General features: G+C 74.4%; 19 protein-coding genes. 15 read left to right on the top strand and 4 right to left on the bottom strand.

Going from position 1 to position 16,993, the window contains the following annotated elements; translation table 11 throughout:
• The first annotated feature begins 210 nt into the window (after positions 1–210).
• Together ACWDRR_RS31150 and ACWDRR_RS31145 are read left to right on the top strand one after the other, a co-directional pair.
• Complete coding sequence (locus ACWDRR_RS31150; RefSeq protein WP_449775594.1) at positions 211–1,059, top strand: helix-turn-helix domain-containing protein; 849 nt, start codon at positions 211–213, stop codon at positions 1,057–1,059.
• Between the two features lie 137 nt (positions 1,060–1,196).
• Positions 1,197–1,520 carry a hypothetical protein gene (locus ACWDRR_RS31145; RefSeq protein WP_449775593.1) on the top strand — a complete coding sequence of 108 codons (324 nt, stop codon included), beginning with the start codon at positions 1,197–1,199 and terminating at the stop codon, positions 1,518–1,520.
• Positions 1,521–1,546: 26 nt separating this feature from the next.
• On the opposite strand, the gene glsA is transcribed toward ACWDRR_RS31145, so the two are convergent.
• Positions 1,547–3,163: a glutaminase A gene (gene glsA / locus ACWDRR_RS31140; RefSeq protein ID WP_449775592.1), complete on the bottom strand. Its 1,617-nt coding sequence runs from the start codon at positions 3,161–3,163 to the stop codon at positions 1,547–1,549.
• Positions 3,164–3,530: 367 nt separating this feature from the next.
• Here glsA and ACWDRR_RS31135 point away from each other — a divergent pair, with 367 nt between their 5' ends.
• The 4 genes from ACWDRR_RS31135 to ACWDRR_RS31120 all read left to right on the top strand — a co-directional run bounded on the left by ACWDRR_RS31135 (position 3,531) and on the right by ACWDRR_RS31120 (position 6,168).
• Positions 3,531–4,142: a TetR/AcrR family transcriptional regulator gene (locus ACWDRR_RS31135; protein WP_449775591.1), complete on the top strand. Its 612-nt coding sequence runs from the start codon at positions 3,531–3,533 to the stop codon at positions 4,140–4,142.
• On the top strand, positions 4,135–4,485 hold the full coding sequence (locus ACWDRR_RS31130; protein ID WP_449775590.1) for a nuclear transport factor 2 family protein: 351 nt from the start codon (positions 4,135–4,137) through the stop codon (positions 4,483–4,485). The genes ACWDRR_RS31135 and ACWDRR_RS31130 overlap by 8 nt, the downstream gene beginning before the upstream one ends.
• 321 nt (positions 4,486–4,806) lie before the next feature.
• Positions 4,807–5,412, top strand: coding sequence for a TetR family transcriptional regulator (locus ACWDRR_RS31125; protein ID WP_449775589.1), 606 nt, complete (start codon positions 4,807–4,809; stop codon positions 5,410–5,412).
• A 123-nt stretch (positions 5,413–5,535) separates the two neighbouring features.
• Positions 5,536–6,168 carry an isochorismatase family protein gene (locus ACWDRR_RS31120; protein ID WP_449775588.1) on the top strand — a complete coding sequence of 211 codons (633 nt, stop codon included), beginning with the start codon at positions 5,536–5,538 and terminating at the stop codon, positions 6,166–6,168.
• Between the two features lie 26 nt (positions 6,169–6,194).
• Here ACWDRR_RS31120 and ACWDRR_RS31115 read toward each other — a convergent pair whose 3' ends face one another.
• Together ACWDRR_RS31115 and ACWDRR_RS31110 are read right to left on the bottom strand one after the other, a co-directional pair.
• Positions 6,195–6,890, bottom strand: coding sequence for a hypothetical protein (locus tag ACWDRR_RS31115; RefSeq protein WP_449775587.1), 696 nt, complete (start codon positions 6,888–6,890; stop codon positions 6,195–6,197).
• Between the two features lie 134 nt (positions 6,891–7,024).
• Entirely contained in the window at positions 7,025–7,735 is a 711-nt protein-coding gene (locus ACWDRR_RS31110; protein WP_449775586.1) for a TetR/AcrR family transcriptional regulator, read from the bottom strand.
• Positions 7,736–7,867: 132 nt separating this feature from the next.
• Between ACWDRR_RS31110 and ACWDRR_RS31105 the strand changes: the two genes are divergently transcribed.
• From ACWDRR_RS31105 to ACWDRR_RS31095, 3 genes are all read left to right on the top strand, one after another.
• A complete protein-coding gene (locus ACWDRR_RS31105; protein WP_449775585.1) occupies positions 7,868–8,569 on the top strand; it encodes an NAD(P)-dependent oxidoreductase in 702 nt (233 codons plus the stop codon).
• A 247-nt stretch (positions 8,570–8,816) separates the two neighbouring features.
• Positions 8,817–9,641: a hypothetical protein gene (locus tag ACWDRR_RS31100; protein WP_449775584.1), complete on the top strand. Its 825-nt coding sequence runs from the start codon at positions 8,817–8,819 to the stop codon at positions 9,639–9,641.
• A 185-nt stretch (positions 9,642–9,826) separates the two neighbouring features.
• Positions 9,827–11,032, top strand: coding sequence for an FAD-dependent oxidoreductase (locus tag ACWDRR_RS31095; RefSeq protein WP_449775583.1), 1,206 nt, complete (start codon positions 9,827–9,829; stop codon positions 11,030–11,032).
• 102 nt (positions 11,033–11,134) lie between these two features.
• Here ACWDRR_RS31095 and ACWDRR_RS31090 read toward each other — a convergent pair whose 3' ends face one another.
• Entirely contained in the window at positions 11,135–11,569 is a 435-nt protein-coding gene (locus ACWDRR_RS31090; RefSeq protein WP_449775582.1) for an ester cyclase, read from the bottom strand.
• Positions 11,570–11,952: 383 nt separating this feature from the next.
• Between ACWDRR_RS31090 and ACWDRR_RS31085 the strand changes: the two genes are divergently transcribed.
• From ACWDRR_RS31085 to ACWDRR_RS31060, 6 genes are all read left to right on the top strand, one after another.
• Positions 11,953–12,867 (top strand): spherulation-specific family 4 protein, encoded by a 915-nt coding sequence (locus ACWDRR_RS31085; protein ID WP_449775581.1) that lies wholly within the window; start codon positions 11,953–11,955, stop codon positions 12,865–12,867.
• A 420-nt stretch (positions 12,868–13,287) separates the two neighbouring features.
• Positions 13,288–13,590: a putative quinol monooxygenase gene (locus ACWDRR_RS31080; RefSeq protein WP_449775580.1), complete on the top strand. Its 303-nt coding sequence runs from the start codon at positions 13,288–13,290 to the stop codon at positions 13,588–13,590.
• Positions 13,591–13,700: 110 nt separating this feature from the next.
• Positions 13,701–13,853, top strand: a complete 153-nt coding sequence (locus tag ACWDRR_RS31075; RefSeq protein WP_449775579.1) for a hypothetical protein — start codon at positions 13,701–13,703, stop codon at positions 13,851–13,853.
• Positions 13,850–14,893: a hypothetical protein gene (locus tag ACWDRR_RS31070; RefSeq protein ID WP_449775578.1), complete on the top strand. Its 1,044-nt coding sequence runs from the start codon at positions 13,850–13,852 to the stop codon at positions 14,891–14,893. The genes ACWDRR_RS31075 and ACWDRR_RS31070 overlap by 4 nt, the downstream gene beginning before the upstream one ends.
• A 307-nt stretch (positions 14,894–15,200) precedes the next feature.
• The gene (locus tag ACWDRR_RS31065) at positions 15,201–15,497 is read left to right on the top strand and encodes a hypothetical protein (protein WP_449775577.1); all 297 of its coding nucleotides are present in this window, start codon (positions 15,201–15,203) and stop codon (positions 15,495–15,497) included.
• Positions 15,498–15,592: 95 nt separating this feature from the next.
• Positions 15,593–16,759, top strand: a complete 1,167-nt coding sequence (locus ACWDRR_RS31060; RefSeq protein WP_449775576.1) for an alpha/beta hydrolase family protein — start codon at positions 15,593–15,595, stop codon at positions 16,757–16,759.
• Positions 16,760–16,993 lie beyond the last annotated feature (234 nt).

Raw genomic sequence — 16,993 nt, 5'->3', positions numbered from 1 at the left:
CGGACCGGTACCTCACCCACTGTCGGCGTTCCGCCGGCCGACAGGAAGGCCGGGCCTGCCTAGGAGTGCCACACCCGGGAACGGCCGTTCGTACAGTGCCGAGGCCCGGCGAACGACTGCCCGAGAGCCGTCCCGGGCCGGCGGGATGGCCTGCCCTCGTGCCCGTTCGCACCCCCGTGGCCGGTCCGGGGAGCGGCGTACGATGCGAGGGTGAGTGGTCACGAGCTGGGCGAGTTCCTCCGCGCACGTCGCTCCCGGGTGACGCCCGCGGACGTGGGTCTGTCGACGTCCGGCACGCGCCGCGTCGCCGGTCTGCGGCGGGAGGAGGTCGCCGTCCTGGCCGGGGTGAGCGCCGACTACTACGCGCGTCTGGAGCAGGGCCGGGAGAAGAACCCCTCGGGGCAGGTGCTCGACGCCATCGCGGGCGCCCTGCGGCTGGGGGCGGAGGCCCGCTGGCACGCCCACCGGCTGGCCGGCCTGCTGCCGAGGTCGGCGCCCGCGGACCCGCAGGACCGGGTGCACCCCGCCCTGCTCCAGCTCATGGACGCCTTCCCCGCGGCCGTGGCCTACGTCGTCAACCGCCGCCTGGACGTCCTCGCCTCCAACGCCCTGGCCGACGCACTGCTCTCCCCGCTGGCCGACCCGCGCCGCATGGTCCGCTCGCTCTTCCACGACCCGGCGGCGCGCGAGCTCTTCGCCGAATGGCAGAGCGTCGCCCGTGACACCGTCGAAGCGCTGCGGCTGGCGGCCGGGCACGACCGCCGGGATCCGGAGCTCGCCGCGCTCGTCCGGGAACTCCTCGCCGACAGCCCGGAGTTCGCCGCCCTCTGGCGGGGCCACGGCGTCAGCGGCCTGGGCCGCAAGACCAAGGTGTTCAACCATCCGGACGTCGACCGGATCACCCTCACCTACCAGGCGTTCGACGTGCAGGCCGCGCCCGGCCAGTACCTGCTGGTCGGCACCGCGGAAGCGGGGAGCGCCGACGCGGACTCCCTCGCGCTCCTCGGATCCCTCCACGCCGCCGGCCGGCGGGACGGCGCACGACCGGCCGGTGCCTGACCGAGGCAGCGGCCGAGCGGCGCGGGCCAGGCTCCCCACGCGCCGGGTAGCGCCTGTGCGGTGGCGTTTTGATCGGGAGCTGCGACTGTGCCACAGTTAACGGTGTGTATCGGTCCGATTTCCTGGAGTGACAGGTCATGCCGGATTCCCCGCCCAGCCCGCTCACCGAAGCCTCCATCGACTCCTGCCCGCAGCCCCTCGGCTGCGGGCAGAGCCCCGGCCGGGGCCAGCTCGTCAAGTGCATGGGCCGCACCTACTGCGCCCTGACCGGGGAGGACCGGATCGACGTCAGCGACGTCACCGACATCACCCGGCCGCTGCCCCTGGGCGTCGCCGTCCGCTCGGGGAGCGCCGTCTGGGACATCCACGCCCCGGACGGGCGCGCCCTGTTGCGCACCGGCGACCTGCTGCTGGCCCTGGTGGCGCTGCGCGCGGACTACACCTCGTCGGCGAGGCGGTGACGGGCCCGCCGGGGTGCGCCGGCCGGTCAGGGTGAGGCGGACCCGCGGTCGGTGCTTCCGGTCGCGCGGCGGCGCGGGGCGGGCGGCGCGGACCGTCGGCGTGGGAGTGCCGGGCCCGCGGCGCCGCGCAGGATCCGGGCGACCTTGTCGTGTCCCTCGCGTTCGGCGTCGTCCAGCGGGGTGTTGCCCCAGCGGTCCGCCGAGGTCGTCGGGACGCCGTGGGCCAGCAGATAGCGGACGATCCTGACGCGCCCTTCGCTCGCCGCGAGGTGCAGCGGGGTGCGGCCGTCGTAGTCGGCGCCCGCCAGGTCCGCACCGGCCGCGGCGTAGCGGCGGATGTCGTCCAGATCGCCCTGGCGCGCCGCCCAGCAGAGCCCGACGGTGTTCTCCACCGTGCTCTGGTTGCGGCGCAACCGCAGGTCGGTGCGGGTGCCGAGGGTCGGCGGAGTGAGCGGGTGGATGTTGTAGGCCTGTTCGAGGCGCCGGCAGAACTCGATGCCGCGCACGCTGTTGCCCAGTTCGTCCAGGCGCGGCGACCACACGCAGATGCCCGCGAGTCTGGGGATGACGATCATCAGCGCCCCGGAGACCCCGGACTTGGCGGGCAGCCCGACGGTGAACGCGAACTCCCCGCTGTAGTCGTACATGCCGCAACTGGCCATCAGAGACAGGCAGTGCTGCACGGTCTCCTCCGAGAAGACCCGGTCCGTGGTGAGCGGACAGACCCCGCCGTTGGCGAAGGAGGCCGCGGCGGTGGCGAGCATCCGTGAGGTGACCTCGATGCTGCAGCACTGGAAGTAGAACTCCAGCGCCGCCTGCATGTCGGTGCCCGGGGGGAAGGCGTGCCGTTCGCGCATCGAGTACGCGAGGGCGTAGTTCCGGTCGGCGGTCTCCCGCTCGCTCAGGCAGACGGCGTTGTTGAACCAGGGCCGGCTGCCGCCCGACAGGCGCCGCCAGGTCTGCGCGACGAGGTCGAACCGGTCGGCCGGCGGCAGGTCCGGCCGGATCAACGCGCAGGACATGATCGCCCCCGCGTTCACCATCGGATTGTGCGGGTGGCCGAAGCGGTCCAGCGCCAGCCCGTTGAAGCCCTGCCCGCTGGGCTCGCGCCCGACGTGCCGGTGGGTCGCCTCGACGCCGTGCTCCTCCAGGGCGAGGCAGTAGCCGACCGTCTTGGACACCGACTGGAGGCAGAACGGCACGTCCCCGTCGCCGACGGTGTACCGCTGGCCGTCCACCGTGCACACCGACACCGCCAGCTGCTCCGGATCGACCCGGGCCAGCTGCGGTATGTAGCTGGCGACGGTGCCGTCCCGCAGCGGCAGCAGGTCCTGGTAGATGCTCGCGATCCGGCCCGCCAGCTCCGCGAACTCGGGGACGACCAGGCTGCCCCGCAAGGTCCGTTGGACCAGGCCCGAGCACTGCTGCACCACCGCGGTGAACTCGGCCAGTCCGAGCCCCTCCTCCTGGGCCGCGGCGCCGAGGATCCCCGCGATCCTCGGGTCGTCCTCCAGGATCCCGGCGGACCGCAGCCGCGCCACCAGGCCCGCCGGCGACACGGGCCGGCCGTTGTTGAGGGCGCGGAACAACGCCCGGTACGTGCCCTGCGCATCGCTGCTCCGTGCGGTCCGGCCATCGGCCATGGGACGCCTCCTCGCGATCGGCGGAGCGCGGCGCCGGGGCCCCGGCGCCTGCCGTCCCGAAGGCTTCCCGTCGGCCGGTGCCTCCACCGCCGACCGGACGGCCGCTTCCGGCCGTCGGGAGGCACTCGTCCGGGCAGGCGCACGACGGCGACCGATGGGGCTCACACCCGTTGACGCCCTTTCCGGCTCGGCAGGGACTCGGGCCCGGGCACGGCTGCGCCCTCGCAGCGGGCGGGCGGCCCCCGGTGTCAGGCTCCGGCGGCCGGCCGGTTCCGCGACCACTCACCGCCCACGACCCCCGATGGTGAGATCAGCCGCCCCGGCCGTGCTATTTTTTGTGAGCAGTCGTTCAACTACGGAGGCCGGGATGGGGCGCAGGCAGGTCTGGGACCAGGACGAGGTGCTGGCCTCGGCCATGCGGCTGTTCCGTCACCGGGGGTACCTCGGCGCCTCGCTGCGGGACATCGAGGAGGCCACCGGGCTGCACCCGGGGAGCCTGTACCGGACCTTCCGGAACAAGGACGGCCTGTTCGACGCCGCCCTGGCCGCCTACAACGAGCGGGTGGTGCAGGAGCGGGTCCGGGTCCACCTGCTGGATCCGGCGGACTCCCTGGCCGGCATCCGCTCGTTCTTCAGCTCGGCGATCGAGACCGGCGCCGAGCCCGACCCGGGCTGCCTGCTCACCAACACCGCCGTCGAGTCCTTCGCGCTTCCCCGGACCGTCGCCGGCGTGCACCACGGCCTGGCGGCGATCGAAGGCGGCTTCGCCGACGCGCTGACCCGCGCCCGGCAGCGCGGTGACGCGCCGCCGGAGCTCGACGTCGGGGCCACGGCCACCCACCTGCTCGCGCTCTACCAGGGCCTGCTGGTGCTCGTCCGGGCCGGCCTGCCCCGCACCACACTGCACAGCGTCACCGACGGCGCGATGGCGTCGATCGGCTCCCTGAGGACTCCTCGAAAGCAGGACGACCATGAGTGACACCCAGCGGCTCTGGAACGACTACGCCGCCTGCTGGTCGGCCGACCCCGCCGACCGGCCCGCCGCCCTCGGCGCGGTCGCGGTGGACGAGGTCGCCTACCGCGACCCCGGCACCGAGGTCGGCAGCCTGACCGAACTCGCCGCCTACATGGCCGGCTTCGCCGGAGCCTTCCCCGGCCACCGGTTCCGCATCGACGAGGTGCTGGAGCACCACGACCGCTCCCTGGCCCGCTGGACCCAGCTCGACGGGCAGGGCGAGGCCGCGTCGACCGGCATCAGCACCGCCCGCCACCACGAGGACGGGCGCCTCGCCGACATCACCGGCTTCTTCCTCCCGGCCTAGCCGGGGCCGGCCCGCTGCCGTGCGGGCTCCGGCCCGGCGGCGGTCACGGCCTTCGGCGGTCACGGGTTGCGGCGGTCACGGCTTTCGGCGGCGCCTCGCGCCCGACGGCCTCGATGCCGGTGCGGGCGAACTCTCCGGCAGATCGTCGACGCGCACGGGGAGTTCGGCCGCGAGGGTGTCCGGGCCTGGTCGTCACCGACCGGGCCCGGACACTCTCGCGCCGTCTCCGTGGTGATCCCCCGGAATCGGCCCGCCGGGCCGTCCCGGGCTCCGGCGGACCGATCGCCAACCGGCGGGTTGGCTGCTTCGTATGCTGGGCGCATGGCATGGGACACCGCGAAGACCAAGAGACTGCTGCTCGACGCCGCCGTGGACGAATTCGCCGCGCACGGGCCCGAGGGTGCGCGGATCGACCGCATCGCGGCCGCGGCCGGGGTCAACAAGGAGCGGATCTACCCCTACTTCGGCGGCAAGAAGCAACTCTTCGACGCGGTCGTCGAGCGCGAGCTGGAACAGCTCGCCGCCGCCGTGCCGTTGGAGGAGGCGGACGGGCGGTCGGTCGGCCTCCCCGAGTACGCGGGCCGGGTGTTCGACTACCACCTCGCCCATCCGCACCTGCTGCGCCTGCTGCAGTGGGAGGCCCTGTACGGCGCCGCCGGTGCCGCGGTCGCGGGGGAGGAGCGGCGGGCCGCCTACTACGCGGAGAAGGTCGCCGCGGTCTCCCGTGCCCGCCAGGGCGCCGGGGGCCCCGCCCGGGCCGGGGCGCAGCTCCCGCCCGGGGACCTGCTGTACGCCGTTGTCGCGCTGGCCGGTTGGCAGTTCGCCGCGCCGCAGCTCGCCCGGATGATCCTCGGTGGCACGGCCGGCGAGGATCCGGTCGCCCGGCGCGCCGCCGTGGTGGACATGGTGCGAAGACTCGCGCTCTGAGTCGCCGAACGGCACGGCTCCGTCTCCCGAGGCCATATTTCCAACTGACAGGTTGGAAATATGGCCTGCTGCCGTTAGGGTCCAACTCATCAGTTGGAAATACTCCGGACAAGGAGACTGACCATGACGGTCACGTCCGCACGCCCGAACGCCGCCCTCGTCCTGATCGAGTTCCAGCGTGAGTGGCTCGACCCCGAGCGGGGCGGGCTCAACCATCTCGTCGAGGACCGCGAGCTGCTCGACACCGCCGTGCACGGCGCCTCGGCCGCGCTGGCCGCCGCCCGCGCGCACGGCGTCCCCGTCGTGCACGTGCCGCTCGTCCTCACCCCCGGCGCGCCGGAGCTGGAGAGCTGGACCCCGGCCGTGCTCGGCCTGCGTGCGGCGATCCCGAAGGCCGGCACCTGGATCGAGGGCAGCGCCGGCGTCGAGTTCGCCGACGGCTTCCGGCCCGCCCCCGGCGAACCGGTCGTGCGCGGCCGCGCCGGCGCGAGTGCCTTCGCGGGCTCGTCCGACTTCGACCTGATCCTGCGCCGGCTCGGCGTCACCGACCTGTACCTGGCAGGCTTCGCCACCCACGTGTGCGTCGAGTCCACGCTGCGCGAGGCCCATGACCGGGGCTACAGCGCCCACGTCATCCACGACGCCAGTGCGGCGTTCACCCGCGTCCAGCAGGACCACGTCCGCGAACACGTGATCCACCACTTCGGCGGTGAGACGGACGCCGCGACCTTCGCCGCCTCGCTGTCCGCCCGGTGACGGGCTCGCCCACCGGGCGAGGGGGTTCAGCGGGCGGGTGGGCGTTCGGCCTCGTGCGGTGAGTGCGACGGGACGAGCCGGTGCCACCAGGGCGTTCGCGGGGGCGGGGGGTCGGTCGCGACCGGGGCGAACCGGCTCTCGATCGGGGTGTCCCACTCGATCAGCGCGGCCGGGAACCAGGTGACCGGCTTGGTGTCGCCGAGACCGTTGGCCCAGGCCGCGACGCGTTCGGCGGTGTCCTGGTCGGGCAGCAGACCGCGCTCGTCGGTGTCCACGCCGAGGCCGAGCACGGCGCCCCGGTACAGGTCGTTGCAGAGCCAACTGTGCATCAGGCCGTGGTCGTAGCCGAGCACCTCCCAGCCGATCCCGTGCCCGCCCTCGACCACCTCCCGGGCGGGCGCGCGGCTTCCCGGGCCGTCGAGGTTGGCGAGCAGGACCGGCTCGTACGTCGCGGCCGCGCGGATGTCGGCGACCAGATCCGTGGCGTGCCCGGCCGGCACCAGCAGGGCGTACAGCCGCGCCCGCGCGGGCACCCGGACCGGTGCGCAGGCGGCCAGGGCCTCCTGCGCGGTGGCGAACCAGCAGTCGTCCTGCGGGACCCGGTCGATCAGGCAGTCGGACGCGGTGGTCAGCCGCGCCACCCGGGGCAGGCCCGGGCCGCGCAGTGCCTCCGGGACGGCCACGAAGTAGCCGGCGAGCAGCGGCCTTCCGCCGTGGGGCACGGGCGCGGGACCGCCGTCGGCCCCGGGTCGCCCCGGGCGGGGCAGGCGGTCGCAGGAGGCGCCGGGCCCGTGGTGACTCCCGTGGTCCACCGGGTGGACTCCGTTCCGTGGTGCCGGGCCGCCGGCGGGCGGCATCACCCCTGGGAGGGGATGCCCAGGGACCGGACGAGCTGGGTCAGTTCCTCGCGGAAGAGCTTCTCCGGGCTGAGGGTCTGGGTCCGCAGGTGGCCGTAGATTTCGAGCGACACCAGGCCGTGCAGGTGGCTCCAGATGCGCAGGGCGAGGGCGACGGCGGCCGGGGGCAGCTCGGGGAAGGCCGGGCGGACCTTCTCCAGCAGGCCGGGGTCGAAGTCGGCCCACTCGAACTCGCTGTCGGCGTACCGGGGTTCGGCGTGCGGCCAGGCCTCGGCCGCGAGCGCGGTGATGCCGGTGCAGACCCGGTGGGCGGCGTCCGGGGCGGCTCCGCCCTCGGGGGGCCGGTAGCCGGGAACGGGGTCGCCGTAGACGAGGCGGAAGCCCTCGGGGTTGGCCAGCGCCCAGTTCCTGAAAGCGCCGGCCCAGGCCCGGATCCGGGTGGCCGGGTCCGGGGCGGGAGCGGCCGCCCAGGCGGCTTCCACGGCGTCGGCCAGTGAGGTGTAGACGTTGTCGATCAGCGTGGTGACCAGGTCGTCCCGGGTGGCGAAGTAGCCGTAGATGGCGTTGGCCGTCATCCCCATCTCGCGGGCGATGGCCCGAAGCGTGATCGCGTCGGGGCCGCCCGAAGCCATCAGCTCCAGTGCGACCTTCTTGATCTCGGCGGTCGTCTCGGCCCGCAGGCGCTCCCGGCGCCCCGTTGTGCTTCCCACGCGCTCACCCTACAGCGGAGCCTGTACGGCGTCACCGTGCTGGTTGCCGTATCAAAACTGCACGCCGTATAGTTTTCGTACGCCGTGTACAAGCGGCTGGGCAGAGAACAGCGCACGGAACTGGGGAGAACCATGCACATCGGAGTCATCGGGGCCACGGGCACCATCGGCAGCCGCGTCGTCACCGAGGCCCTCGGCCGGGGGCACCGCATCACCGCGTTCAGCCGGGACGCCTCCCGGATCGACGAGGTCCGGGAGGACGTGGTCTGGAAGAGCGTCGACGTCCTCGACGCGGGCAGCATCGCGGCGGTCCTGCCCGGTCTGGACGTGTTGATCAGCGGATTCCAGCCCGGCAACGCCGCCCGGGACTTCGCCGACACCGTCGAGCGTTCGATCGCCGATCCCGCCGTTTACGTCACCGCGGCGCGGGCGCTGCTGGCCGCGCTCGACCGCCACCCCCGGACGCGGCTCATCGTGATCGGTGGCGCGGGCAGTCTGGAGGTCGAACCGGGGGTGGTGCTGGCCGATTCGGAGGAGCTCCTGCACAAGACCCTCGACGGGCTCGGCCTGCCCCGCGGGTACGCGGCATCCGTGCGCGGTGCACGGGACGGGCTGAACGTCCTGCGCACGTCGAACCGGCTCTGGACGTACTTCAGCCCGGCCGAGGACATCGCCCCCGGCGAGCGCACGGGCCGCTTCCGGATCGGCGGCGACCAGCCGGTCCGGGACGCCGACGGGCGCTCCCGCATCTCCGCGGAGGACGCCGCCGTCGCCCTCGTCGACGAGGCGGAGCTGCCGCGCTTCGTCCAGCGCCGCTTCACCATCGGCTACTGACCGCCGCCGACGGGACGCCCCGTCAGCCACCGGCCGGCCCTGGACGTGCGCGTCACCGGGCCCGCCGGTGCGCGGGGGCCCGGCTGGTGCGCACGCCGGGTCCGTCCCGGCGCTTCGGCTCCGGCCGGGTGCCGGGAAATTCCGGGCGCGCGGCCCCGGTCGGTGGCGATAATGGCGGCTCACCTGGGTTTTCCACGTTCGGCCTGCCGCCGTCGTTGGAGGCTCGGACGGAGCTCGGGAGAGACATTTGGCCAGGCCCGCCGCCCGCGCGGTACCGATCGCGTTGGCGCTGCTCCTGCTCACGGCCGGCTGCTCGGGCGGCTCGCCCGTGGCCGGCTCGCCCCCGGCCGGGCCGGCGCCGACGGACGGTGGCCGGGCTGCCCCTGCCCCGGCGACCGTGGCGCCGTCCTCGGCGCCACCGGCCGCTGCGCCGGCCTGGCGGTCCCTGGAGCCCCTGTCCCGCGAGCAGTTGACGGCCGCACTGCTGCCCGTCGCCGATCTGCCGCCGGGCAGCACCGCCGAGGCCGCCGACGGCACGCCCGCTCCCGGGACGGCCGCGCGCTACGAAGCGGCCGCGCAGCGCCGTCCGGCCTGTGCGCCGATCCTCACGGCCCTGTCCGAGCAGCCCGCCGCGTCCGCCCGGAGCCTGTACGTCACCGGGAACAACGTGCTCGGCAACCGGACCCTGGTGGACGTGGGCAGCTTCCCCGGCGGCCGGGTGCGGGAGCGCTTCGACGCGCTGGCCGCCGCCGTGCGCGGCGGTTGCCCCGGCTTCCGGATGGAGAGCGGTGTCGGCGCGGCGGAACTGCGGGTCGAGGAGGTGCCCGCCGATGCGCTGGAGGCACCGGCGGTCGGCTTCCGGATCCTCTCGCCCACCGGTGCGGTGGCCTCGGTGGGCGGGACCACCCGGGTCTACCTCTACGCGGCCGTCGGCGACAACCGCATCCTGTTCTCCATGGTCGACGACACCGCGCAGGCACCGGCCCTGCGGGCCGACCTGGTGGCCGCCCAGATCCGTCGACTCGTCACCGCGGGAGCGTCCCCGGGCACACCGACCGCACCGACCGGCTGACGCCTCCGGGCCGGTCCGGGTTCCTGCGCGGTGGCCCTCGGGTGCGTGCTAGGGTCGCGGTCGCAAACTGGAATGCGCGAAAAACTCGCTCCTGAATGGTGTTTCGGAGCGGCGCCCGTGCGGTGTTCGTTCCTCTCCGAGGAACCCGGTGCTTCCTTCGTGATCGTGAACGAAGGCAGAGGACTGTGCATCTTCCGTACCGGGTGATCATCGTCGGCGCTGGACCGGGCGGGCTCGCGCTCGCCCACGGTCTGCGCGGACAAGGCGTTGACGTCGCCGTCCACGAGCGTGACGCCCACCCCGGCGCCCGCCCCCAGGGCTACCGCATCCAGCTCGACGAACCGGGCCTGACCGGTCTGCGGCGCTGCCTGCCCGACCCGCTGTTCCGGCTCTGCCTGGCGACCGCCGGCGCGCCGCCCGCGCGGGTCTCGGTCCGCAACCGCCGGCTGGAGACCCTGGCGGACCGGCCCGCCGACTCCGCCGGGCCCGGCCCGTACGCGTTCGACCGCCCGACCCTGCGGCAGATCATGCTCAGCGGTCTCGCCGGCCACGTACACCACGGCGCGCGGCTGGTGGACTACCGGTACGAGGCGGACGGCGGGGTCACCGCCCGCTTCGCCGACGGCCGCACGGCGACCGCCGACCTGCTGGTCGGCGCGGACGGCGTCAACTCCGCCGTCCGCCCGCTCCTGCTGCCCGGTGCCCGGGTCGAGGACGCCGGCCTGCGGCTGGTCTACGGGCGGATACCGCTCGACGCCACGACCCGGGAGGGCATGCCCGACTGGGTCTTCGACAGCGTCTTCACCGTGGTCACCGGCGGTCCGGGCCACCCGCACCTCGGGCTGGGCCCGGTGCAGCTCGCGGCCCGGCCCGATCTCGCCGGCGCCGCCCAGAGCCCGCCGGTGGCGCTGGCACCGGTCGGTGACTACGTCGCCTGCATGGTCGGCGCCCCGGCCGACCACCCCGCGATGCCGGCCTTCGAGGACCTGCGCCGGCTCGCGCCCCCGGCGCTGCGCGCGCTCGCGCTGGAGCTGATGGGCGGGGACTGGCACGAGGACGTCCACCGTCTGCTGGCCCGGTGGGACACCGGCTCGCTGTTCCCGCTCCGGATCTCCACCGCCGCTCCGGTCCCGGCCTGGGAGACCGGTCCGGTCACGCTGATCGGCGACGCGATCCACGCGATGAGCCCGGTCCTGGCGATGGGCGCCAACACCGCCCTCCGCGACGCCGGTGAACTCACCCACGCCCTGGGCGGTGTGTCCGGCGCCCCCGACCCCGGCGCCGCGCTGCTGGAGGCGGTCCGCGGGTACGAGCGGCGCATGAGGGACTACGCCTTCGCGATCGTGGCCGACTCCCGCCGGACCGGCCGGCAGCGGGTCGGGCAGCGGTAGCACCCGGCGGGCCCGGCCCCGGCCGCCTCTTCGGCCCCGGCCCGGCCCCGACCGCCGGGTCGGGCCCGGGCCGGACCTATCGGAAGCACCGTGGGGCGCCGCTCATTTCGCACCGGGAGCGGCGCCGAGCTGCTCCACCAGGGAGTAGAGGTTCGCCACGCCCCAGTGCTCGGTGATCCTGCCGTCGACCACCCGCATGGCGTCGACGGTCTCGAACTGGATCCTCCGGCCGGTGGGGGCGATCCCGAGGAACTCGCCGTGGTGGGTGCCGTGGTAGGTCTTGAAGGTGGTGACCAGGTTGCCGTCGGCGGCCTGCCAGTGGATCTCGGGGCGGAAGTCGGGGAACGCCGCGCGCAGGACCCGGTAGAGCTCCAGCGCGCCGGCCCGGTCGGGGGTGCGGCCCGGCTGGGGGGTGTGGTCGACGAAGTCGTCTGCCCAGAGCTCGTCGAACAGGGCCCAGTTGCCGCCGCCCTGGATCTCCTCGGTGTTGCGCCGGACGACGGCCTTGGCGGCTTCGCTCACATCGATCTGGTTCATGGGAGGCCCTCCTGCGGGGACTGTTCTGTCTGCCTGTCGGTGCCCGGGGCCGCCGTCGGGGACGAGCGGGGCACCGCTCCCATAACTCGACGGGTCCGGCCCGGGAAACGCCCCGGCGGCGGCGATCTCCGACGGCGGAGCGCGCCCGCGCAGTCGGCGCAAGCGCACCGGCGGGTCGATCGAGGCGCCGAAGTTCCGTGCGTTCTTTCCAAGTTGGCCACCCGGACGGGGGCGGCCCGGTAGGAATGGGGGGCGTTCGGCCCGTCCGGGCCGGGCGGAGGGGAGCAGAGGGTGCGGAGCTCGCGGCGCCCGGGCGCCACAGGGGACGGCGCGCCCCTCGGCTTCCCTCGCTCCGACGTCCATCTCTCCGATCAAGGGACACGATGCGTTCGTTCACCAAGACCCTTCCCGCCCTTCTGCTGGGCGGGATACTGACCGTCACCGTGCTGGCGCCCGCCGCGCCGGCGTCACCCGGCGGGGCCGGCCAGGTGACCGCCGACAGACCGCGGGGCCTGGAGGTCGCCGTCCCCGCCTACGTCCTCCCGGGTGACCCGATGCTGGCCGGTCTGCCGACCACCCACCCGGCGCCGTCGATCGTCATCCTCAACCCCTACAACGGCTACGCCCCGTTCGACGCCGCCTGGCAGGCGCAGGCCGACGCCCTGCGGACGGGTGTCACCGCGCACGGCGGCCGCACCCGGGTGCTGGGCTACGTCGACACGGCCCACGGCACGCTTCCGCAGGCCGCGGTCCGGGCGACCGTGGACAACTACCTCAGGACCGCCGACCACCGGCTGCACGTCGACGGCATCTTCTTCGACCAGTCCCAGCGCGACTGCGGGGCCGGCAACGCCATCCGGGACTACTACGCGGAGCTGCGCACCTACGTCCAGGAGACCGTCTACGCGATATCCCCGCAGGCCCAGGACCTGGTCGTGGACAACCCGGGCACCGCGGTCGCGGACTGCTACCTGGAACCCGGCCACCGCACGGCCGACGTCTTCGTGACCTTCGAGGGCGGCTACGACGACTACGCCGACGGCTGGCTGGGCGGCAACGTCTTCAACTACACCGCCGGTTACTACTCCGGCGCCACCCTCGATCCCAGCGGCACGGCGTTCTGGCACCTGGTCTACGACACCCCTGACGCGGCGGCCATGCGCTCCGCCCTGGACACCGCCTTCACCCGTGGCGCCGGCTACGCCTACGCCACCGACGACGCCATGGACATCCCCTGGGACGCCGCCCCGGCCTGGGGCTTCGCCGCCGAGACCGCCCACGCGGCCACCAAGGGCTGACCGGTACCGGCCACTGCCCCGGGCCGGGCTGTGCGCACCCCGCGCACAGCCCGGCCCGGGGTCCCCGGTGGTGGGCCGCACTCCGGCACGGCGGCGGCGGAGCGAGCGGACTCGGGCCGGCGGGAACCGACTTGCAGCTGTTCGACTGCACCGCTGATGACCATCACCCTGCCCACCGGCCAGGCCCCGCCCGCTCCGACGCCCGGACCCAGCGCGGCCTCCCCGCCGATGCCGACGCCCACCGTCCTTCCCCGCGTAGCGGTGGTCGCCGCCCCGAGCCGACGGGACGCGACCGAACAGGTGAAGGGTCGCCCCGTCCGGTGCGGGGACACCGGAATGCGGCGGCCCGCCGTGCTACCGGTTGCTCCAAGGCCGTCGACGCACGCGGCGGTGACACGGACATGATCGGAGAACAGCGGAATGCCATCGAAGAACGGTCTGTTGGCCCGCATCGAAGCCCGGCCGGAGCACGCGGACGAGGTCGCTGCGCTGTTGCGCGGGGCGCTCGACGCGGCCCGGGCCGAGGAACAGACGCTGACCTGGTTCGCCTTCAGGGAGAGCCCGACCGTGTTCGGGATCTTCGACACCTTCGCCGACGAGGCCGGGCGGGCCGCGCACCTGGAGGGCCCGATCGCCGCCGCGCTCATGGAGGTCGCCCCGAGGCTGCTGGCGACCGAGCCGAGCATCCGCGCCGTCGACATCCTGGCCGCCAAGCCTGCCTGAGGTGCGGAGCCCGCCTGAGGTGCCAAGCCTGCCTGAGGTGCCGAGCAGCCCACTGTCGGCAGGGCGTCGCGACCGATCCGGGCTGCTGCACCACAGGGGACGGTCCCGCCATGGCGGTCCAGGAACTGCAGACCGGCGGCGCCGGCCTGCGCTTCGAGGACGTCGCTCACGCCCTGCTCGACCTGACCGCCCTGCCCGGCCCGGACGTCGAGGCGGCACCGTGCTCCGGCCCCGCCGCCCGCTGGGGCAGAATTGCCCCGTGACCGAAGAACAGCTCACCGTCGCGGGCGAACCGCTCGCCGATCTGGCCCGCCGGCTCGACGGGGCGAGGACCGGCCGCTGGACCGAGGAGGGTGCCCGCGCACTCGTCCACGACCTGGGCCTGCGGTGGGAGCACGTCACGGACCCGGCGTCACCGGACGGGCCTCGGCTGCGACCGGTCGGGCCGTCCGAGCGCCGCTACGTCGACGAGGAGGCGTACCTGGAGCTGGCCGTGACGGTGCCGGGTGCCGGGCCCGATGCCGCCGGCCAGGCCCGGGCCTTCGGCAGGGCGAGGAGTGAACTGACCGGCGCGCTCGGCGAGGCGTCGATCATCGGCTCCTACGGCCGGCTGGGGCCCTACTACGGCTCCACCCCCGCCTGGGGCTCGCCCTTCCTGCGGTGGCGCGGTGAGCGTGACACGCTCGAACTGCGGGCGGGCCGTCAGGGCCCCGAGCTCGTCCTGGAACCCACCGCCCCGCTGGAGAACTGGTACGGCAGTCTCGGCCACGGCGAGGAGGACGCCATCGGCGGGTTCATCGGCAGCCGCTCGGGCCCGTCCACCGCCGGTCTGAGCCTGCCCGGCCGCTGGTCGGCGCGGAGTTGGGAGACGCTGACCGGCTCGCTGGCCACGTTCCTCGCCACGCTGCCCGCCGAGTTCGCCGCACTCGGCATCGCCAAGATCATGCGGCTGTACGGCCGGGTGGGCGGCGAGGCGCCGAGGTTGTTCGACATCGACGCCGACAGCCGGCTGATGCTGGCGTCCTTCGCCGACTCCGACATCGGCCCGGCGTCCTTCGGCTGGGGCACCGTCGCCGATCACCCCGGGACGAAGGAGACCTGGGCGGACTCCTACGAGCCCAGGTGGCGCCGCGACGCGGGCGGGCCCGGCGAGCCGGCGGGTCGTGAGCTGGCCGAGATGGTCGTGGCGACGGCGCGTGCGCAGGGGGTGGCCTCGGTCGACGACCTGCTGCTCGGAGGCGAGGCGGAGGACATCGGTCCCTACACGGTGAGGTTCTACGGTCTGGGCCTGACCACCGTCTGACCGGACCGCGTCCGGCGTCCGCCATCCGGTGTCCGCCCTGCTCCGTGCGGCCGGCGGGGGTACCGGGAGGCGGCGCGCCGGATCAGGTGCTCCGCCGCCGGGCCCTGCTGGTCGGCGTCGGGTGGGCGGCCGACGCGCACCACTCCGTGGCGCCGCACCCGCGGGTGGCTGGGGGGAGTGGGGAGCGAGGAGTCAGGACCGGGGGTCCGGGGCCGCCCGCCTGTCCGGCGCAGGCCGGCGCGCGGGAGCCGACCGGAGGTGGTCGACTGGGCCGCACACGGTAACCCTCTTCTGTAGTGGAGCCCCCATGGCGATCGTCGTGATCTTCGAACTGCCCGGCATGACCCAGGCCGCCTACGAGCGGACCACCGTCATGGTGAGCGGTGGTCCCGGCGGGCTCAACAGCCCGGCCGACTGGCCCGTGCCCGGCCTCATCTCGCACACTGCGGCGCCCACCCCCGACGGGTGGTTCGTCGCCGACGTCTGGGAGTCCGAGGAGGCGTTCGCGCGGTTCGGCGAGGTCATCAAGCCGATCCTGCGCGAGGTCGGTGCGCCGGACGTGCAGCCGAAGATCTACCCGGTGTTCAACACGGTGACGCGGTAGGCCCGTTCAGGTCTGCCGGCACCCGGTCCGGAGATGGAGGCTCCGAGATGACGGATACTTAGGCAAGCCTTGCCTAAGTATCCTAGGATGCGCACATGAAGAAGATCATCTGCGCGCTGGCGGCGCTGGCCGCCGGCCTGGTCCTGGCCGTACCCGGCGCCTCCGCGGCCCCGGCCGCCGCCGCCCCGGCCGGGGGCTCCGTGAGGATCGAACTCCCGCCCCCCACCGGCGACCTCGCCGTCGGACGGGACACCCTGCACCTGGTGGACCGGCACCGCAAGGACCCCTGGGTGCCCACCGAGGACCGGGAGTTGATGCTGTCGCTCTACTACCCGGCGCTCGCCCGCACCGGCACCCCGGCCCCCTACATGTCCGTCCCCGAGGCCAAGGCGCTGCTCACCGACCGGGGGCAACTCGGCGAGTACGTCACGCCCGAGCGCGTCGCGGCGGTCCGCACCCACTCCCGCGTCGGCGCGGTGCCCCGGGCCACGCCGGCCGGCTACCCGCTGATCGTGCTCTCCCCGGGCTTCACCATGCCGCGCGCCTCGCTGACCGTCCTGGCGGAGGACCTCGCCAGCCGCGGGTACGTCGTGGCCGCGGTGGACCACGCGTACGAGTCGGACGGCACCGTGTTCCCCGGCGGAAGGCTCCTCACCTGCACGGCGTGCGAGGAGGTGCGCCCCGACGGCTCGGTGCGGCGGGTCTCCGACGGCCGGGCCCGTGACATCCCGTTCGTCCTGGACCGGCTCACCGGCCCGCGCTCCGCGTGGCGCTACTCCGCACTGATCGACTCCCGGCACATCGGCATGGCCGGGCACTCCATCGGCGGCGCGGCCTCCTCGGCGACCATGGCCGTGGACCCGCGCGTGGACGCCGGGGTCAACCTGGACGGCACCTTCTTCACGCCGGTCCCCGAGGGCGGCCTCGGCGGGCGCCCCTTCCTGATGCTGGCCGGTGATCCGGCCCTGCTGCCGCCGGACTTCCCCGACACCTCCTGGGAGGACACCTGGTCCCGGCTGGACGGCTGGAAGCGCTGGCTGACCGTCACGGGGGCGGGCCACCCCACGTTCACCGACTGGCCCGTGCTCGGCGACGCGGCCGGCTACCCCCACCCGGAGACCCCGCTGTCGGGCACCCGCTCGCAGCAGATCACGCGGGCCTACGTCGGCGCGTTCTTCGACCTCCACCTGCGCGGCCTCCCGGCGCCCCGCCTGGACGGGCCGACGGCGGCCGATCCGGAGGTCCTGTTCCACCGGAGCTGACGCTTCGTCCGGTCGTCCGGGGGCGCACGTCACGGCGCGCGCCCCCGTCGGCCCCGGGCACGCCCGCCGGGCACGCTGCAGCTCCTACAGCGCGGACGCCGGTCGCGCCGATCCGCTACCTCGACGAATTCGGCCCGCGGGGCGGCGCGGGGTACTTCGCCGAGCGCCGCCCGATGGTCGACTGGACCGAGACCCGCCCCCGCACACCCTGAGCGCCGGGGCCGCCGCACCGAC

The organism is Kitasatospora sp. NPDC003701 (assembly GCF_053587085.1).
Note: the sequence above shows the minus strand (reverse complement) of the source record. Positions and strands in the feature narration are given on the sequence as shown.

Excerpts from the sequence above, each read along its gene's own strand:
- ACWDRR_RS31135 (WP_449775591.1), top strand. The coding sequence starts at position 3,531 with ATGGGGCGCAGGCAGGTCTGGGACCAGGACGAGGTGCTGGCCTCGGCC.
- ACWDRR_RS31145 (WP_449775593.1), top strand. The coding sequence starts at position 1,197 with ATGCCGGATTCCCCGCCCAGCCCGCTCACCGAAGCCTCCATCGACTCC.
- ACWDRR_RS31075 (WP_449775579.1), top strand. The coding sequence starts at position 13,701 with ATGGCGGTCCAGGAACTGCAGACCGGCGGCGCCGGCCTGCGCTTCGAG.
- ACWDRR_RS31120 (WP_449775588.1), top strand. The coding sequence starts at position 5,536 with ATGACGGTCACGTCCGCACGCCCGAACGCCGCCCTCGTCCTGATCGAG.
- ACWDRR_RS31085 (WP_449775581.1), top strand. The coding sequence starts at position 11,953 with ATGCGTTCGTTCACCAAGACCCTTCCCGCCCTTCTGCTGGGCGGGATA.
- ACWDRR_RS31065 (WP_449775577.1), top strand. The coding sequence starts at position 15,201 with ATGGCGATCGTCGTGATCTTCGAACTGCCCGGCATGACCCAGGCCGCC.
- ACWDRR_RS31060 (WP_449775576.1), top strand. The coding sequence starts at position 15,593 with ATGAAGAAGATCATCTGCGCGCTGGCGGCGCTGGCCGCCGGCCTGGTC.
- glsA (WP_449775592.1), bottom strand. The coding sequence starts at position 3,163 with ATGGCCGATGGCCGGACCGCACGGAGCAGCGATGCGCAGGGCACGTAC.
- ACWDRR_RS31090 (WP_449775582.1), bottom strand. The coding sequence starts at position 11,569 with ATGAACCAGATCGATGTGAGCGAAGCCGCCAAGGCCGTCGTCCGGCGC.
- ACWDRR_RS31105 (WP_449775585.1), top strand. The coding sequence starts at position 7,868 with ATGCACATCGGAGTCATCGGGGCCACGGGCACCATCGGCAGCCGCGTC.
- ACWDRR_RS31125 (WP_449775589.1), top strand. The coding sequence starts at position 4,807 with ATGGCATGGGACACCGCGAAGACCAAGAGACTGCTGCTCGACGCCGCC.
- ACWDRR_RS31080 (WP_449775580.1), top strand. The coding sequence starts at position 13,288 with ATGCCATCGAAGAACGGTCTGTTGGCCCGCATCGAAGCCCGGCCGGAG.
- ACWDRR_RS31130 (WP_449775590.1), top strand. The coding sequence starts at position 4,135 with ATGAGTGACACCCAGCGGCTCTGGAACGACTACGCCGCCTGCTGGTCG.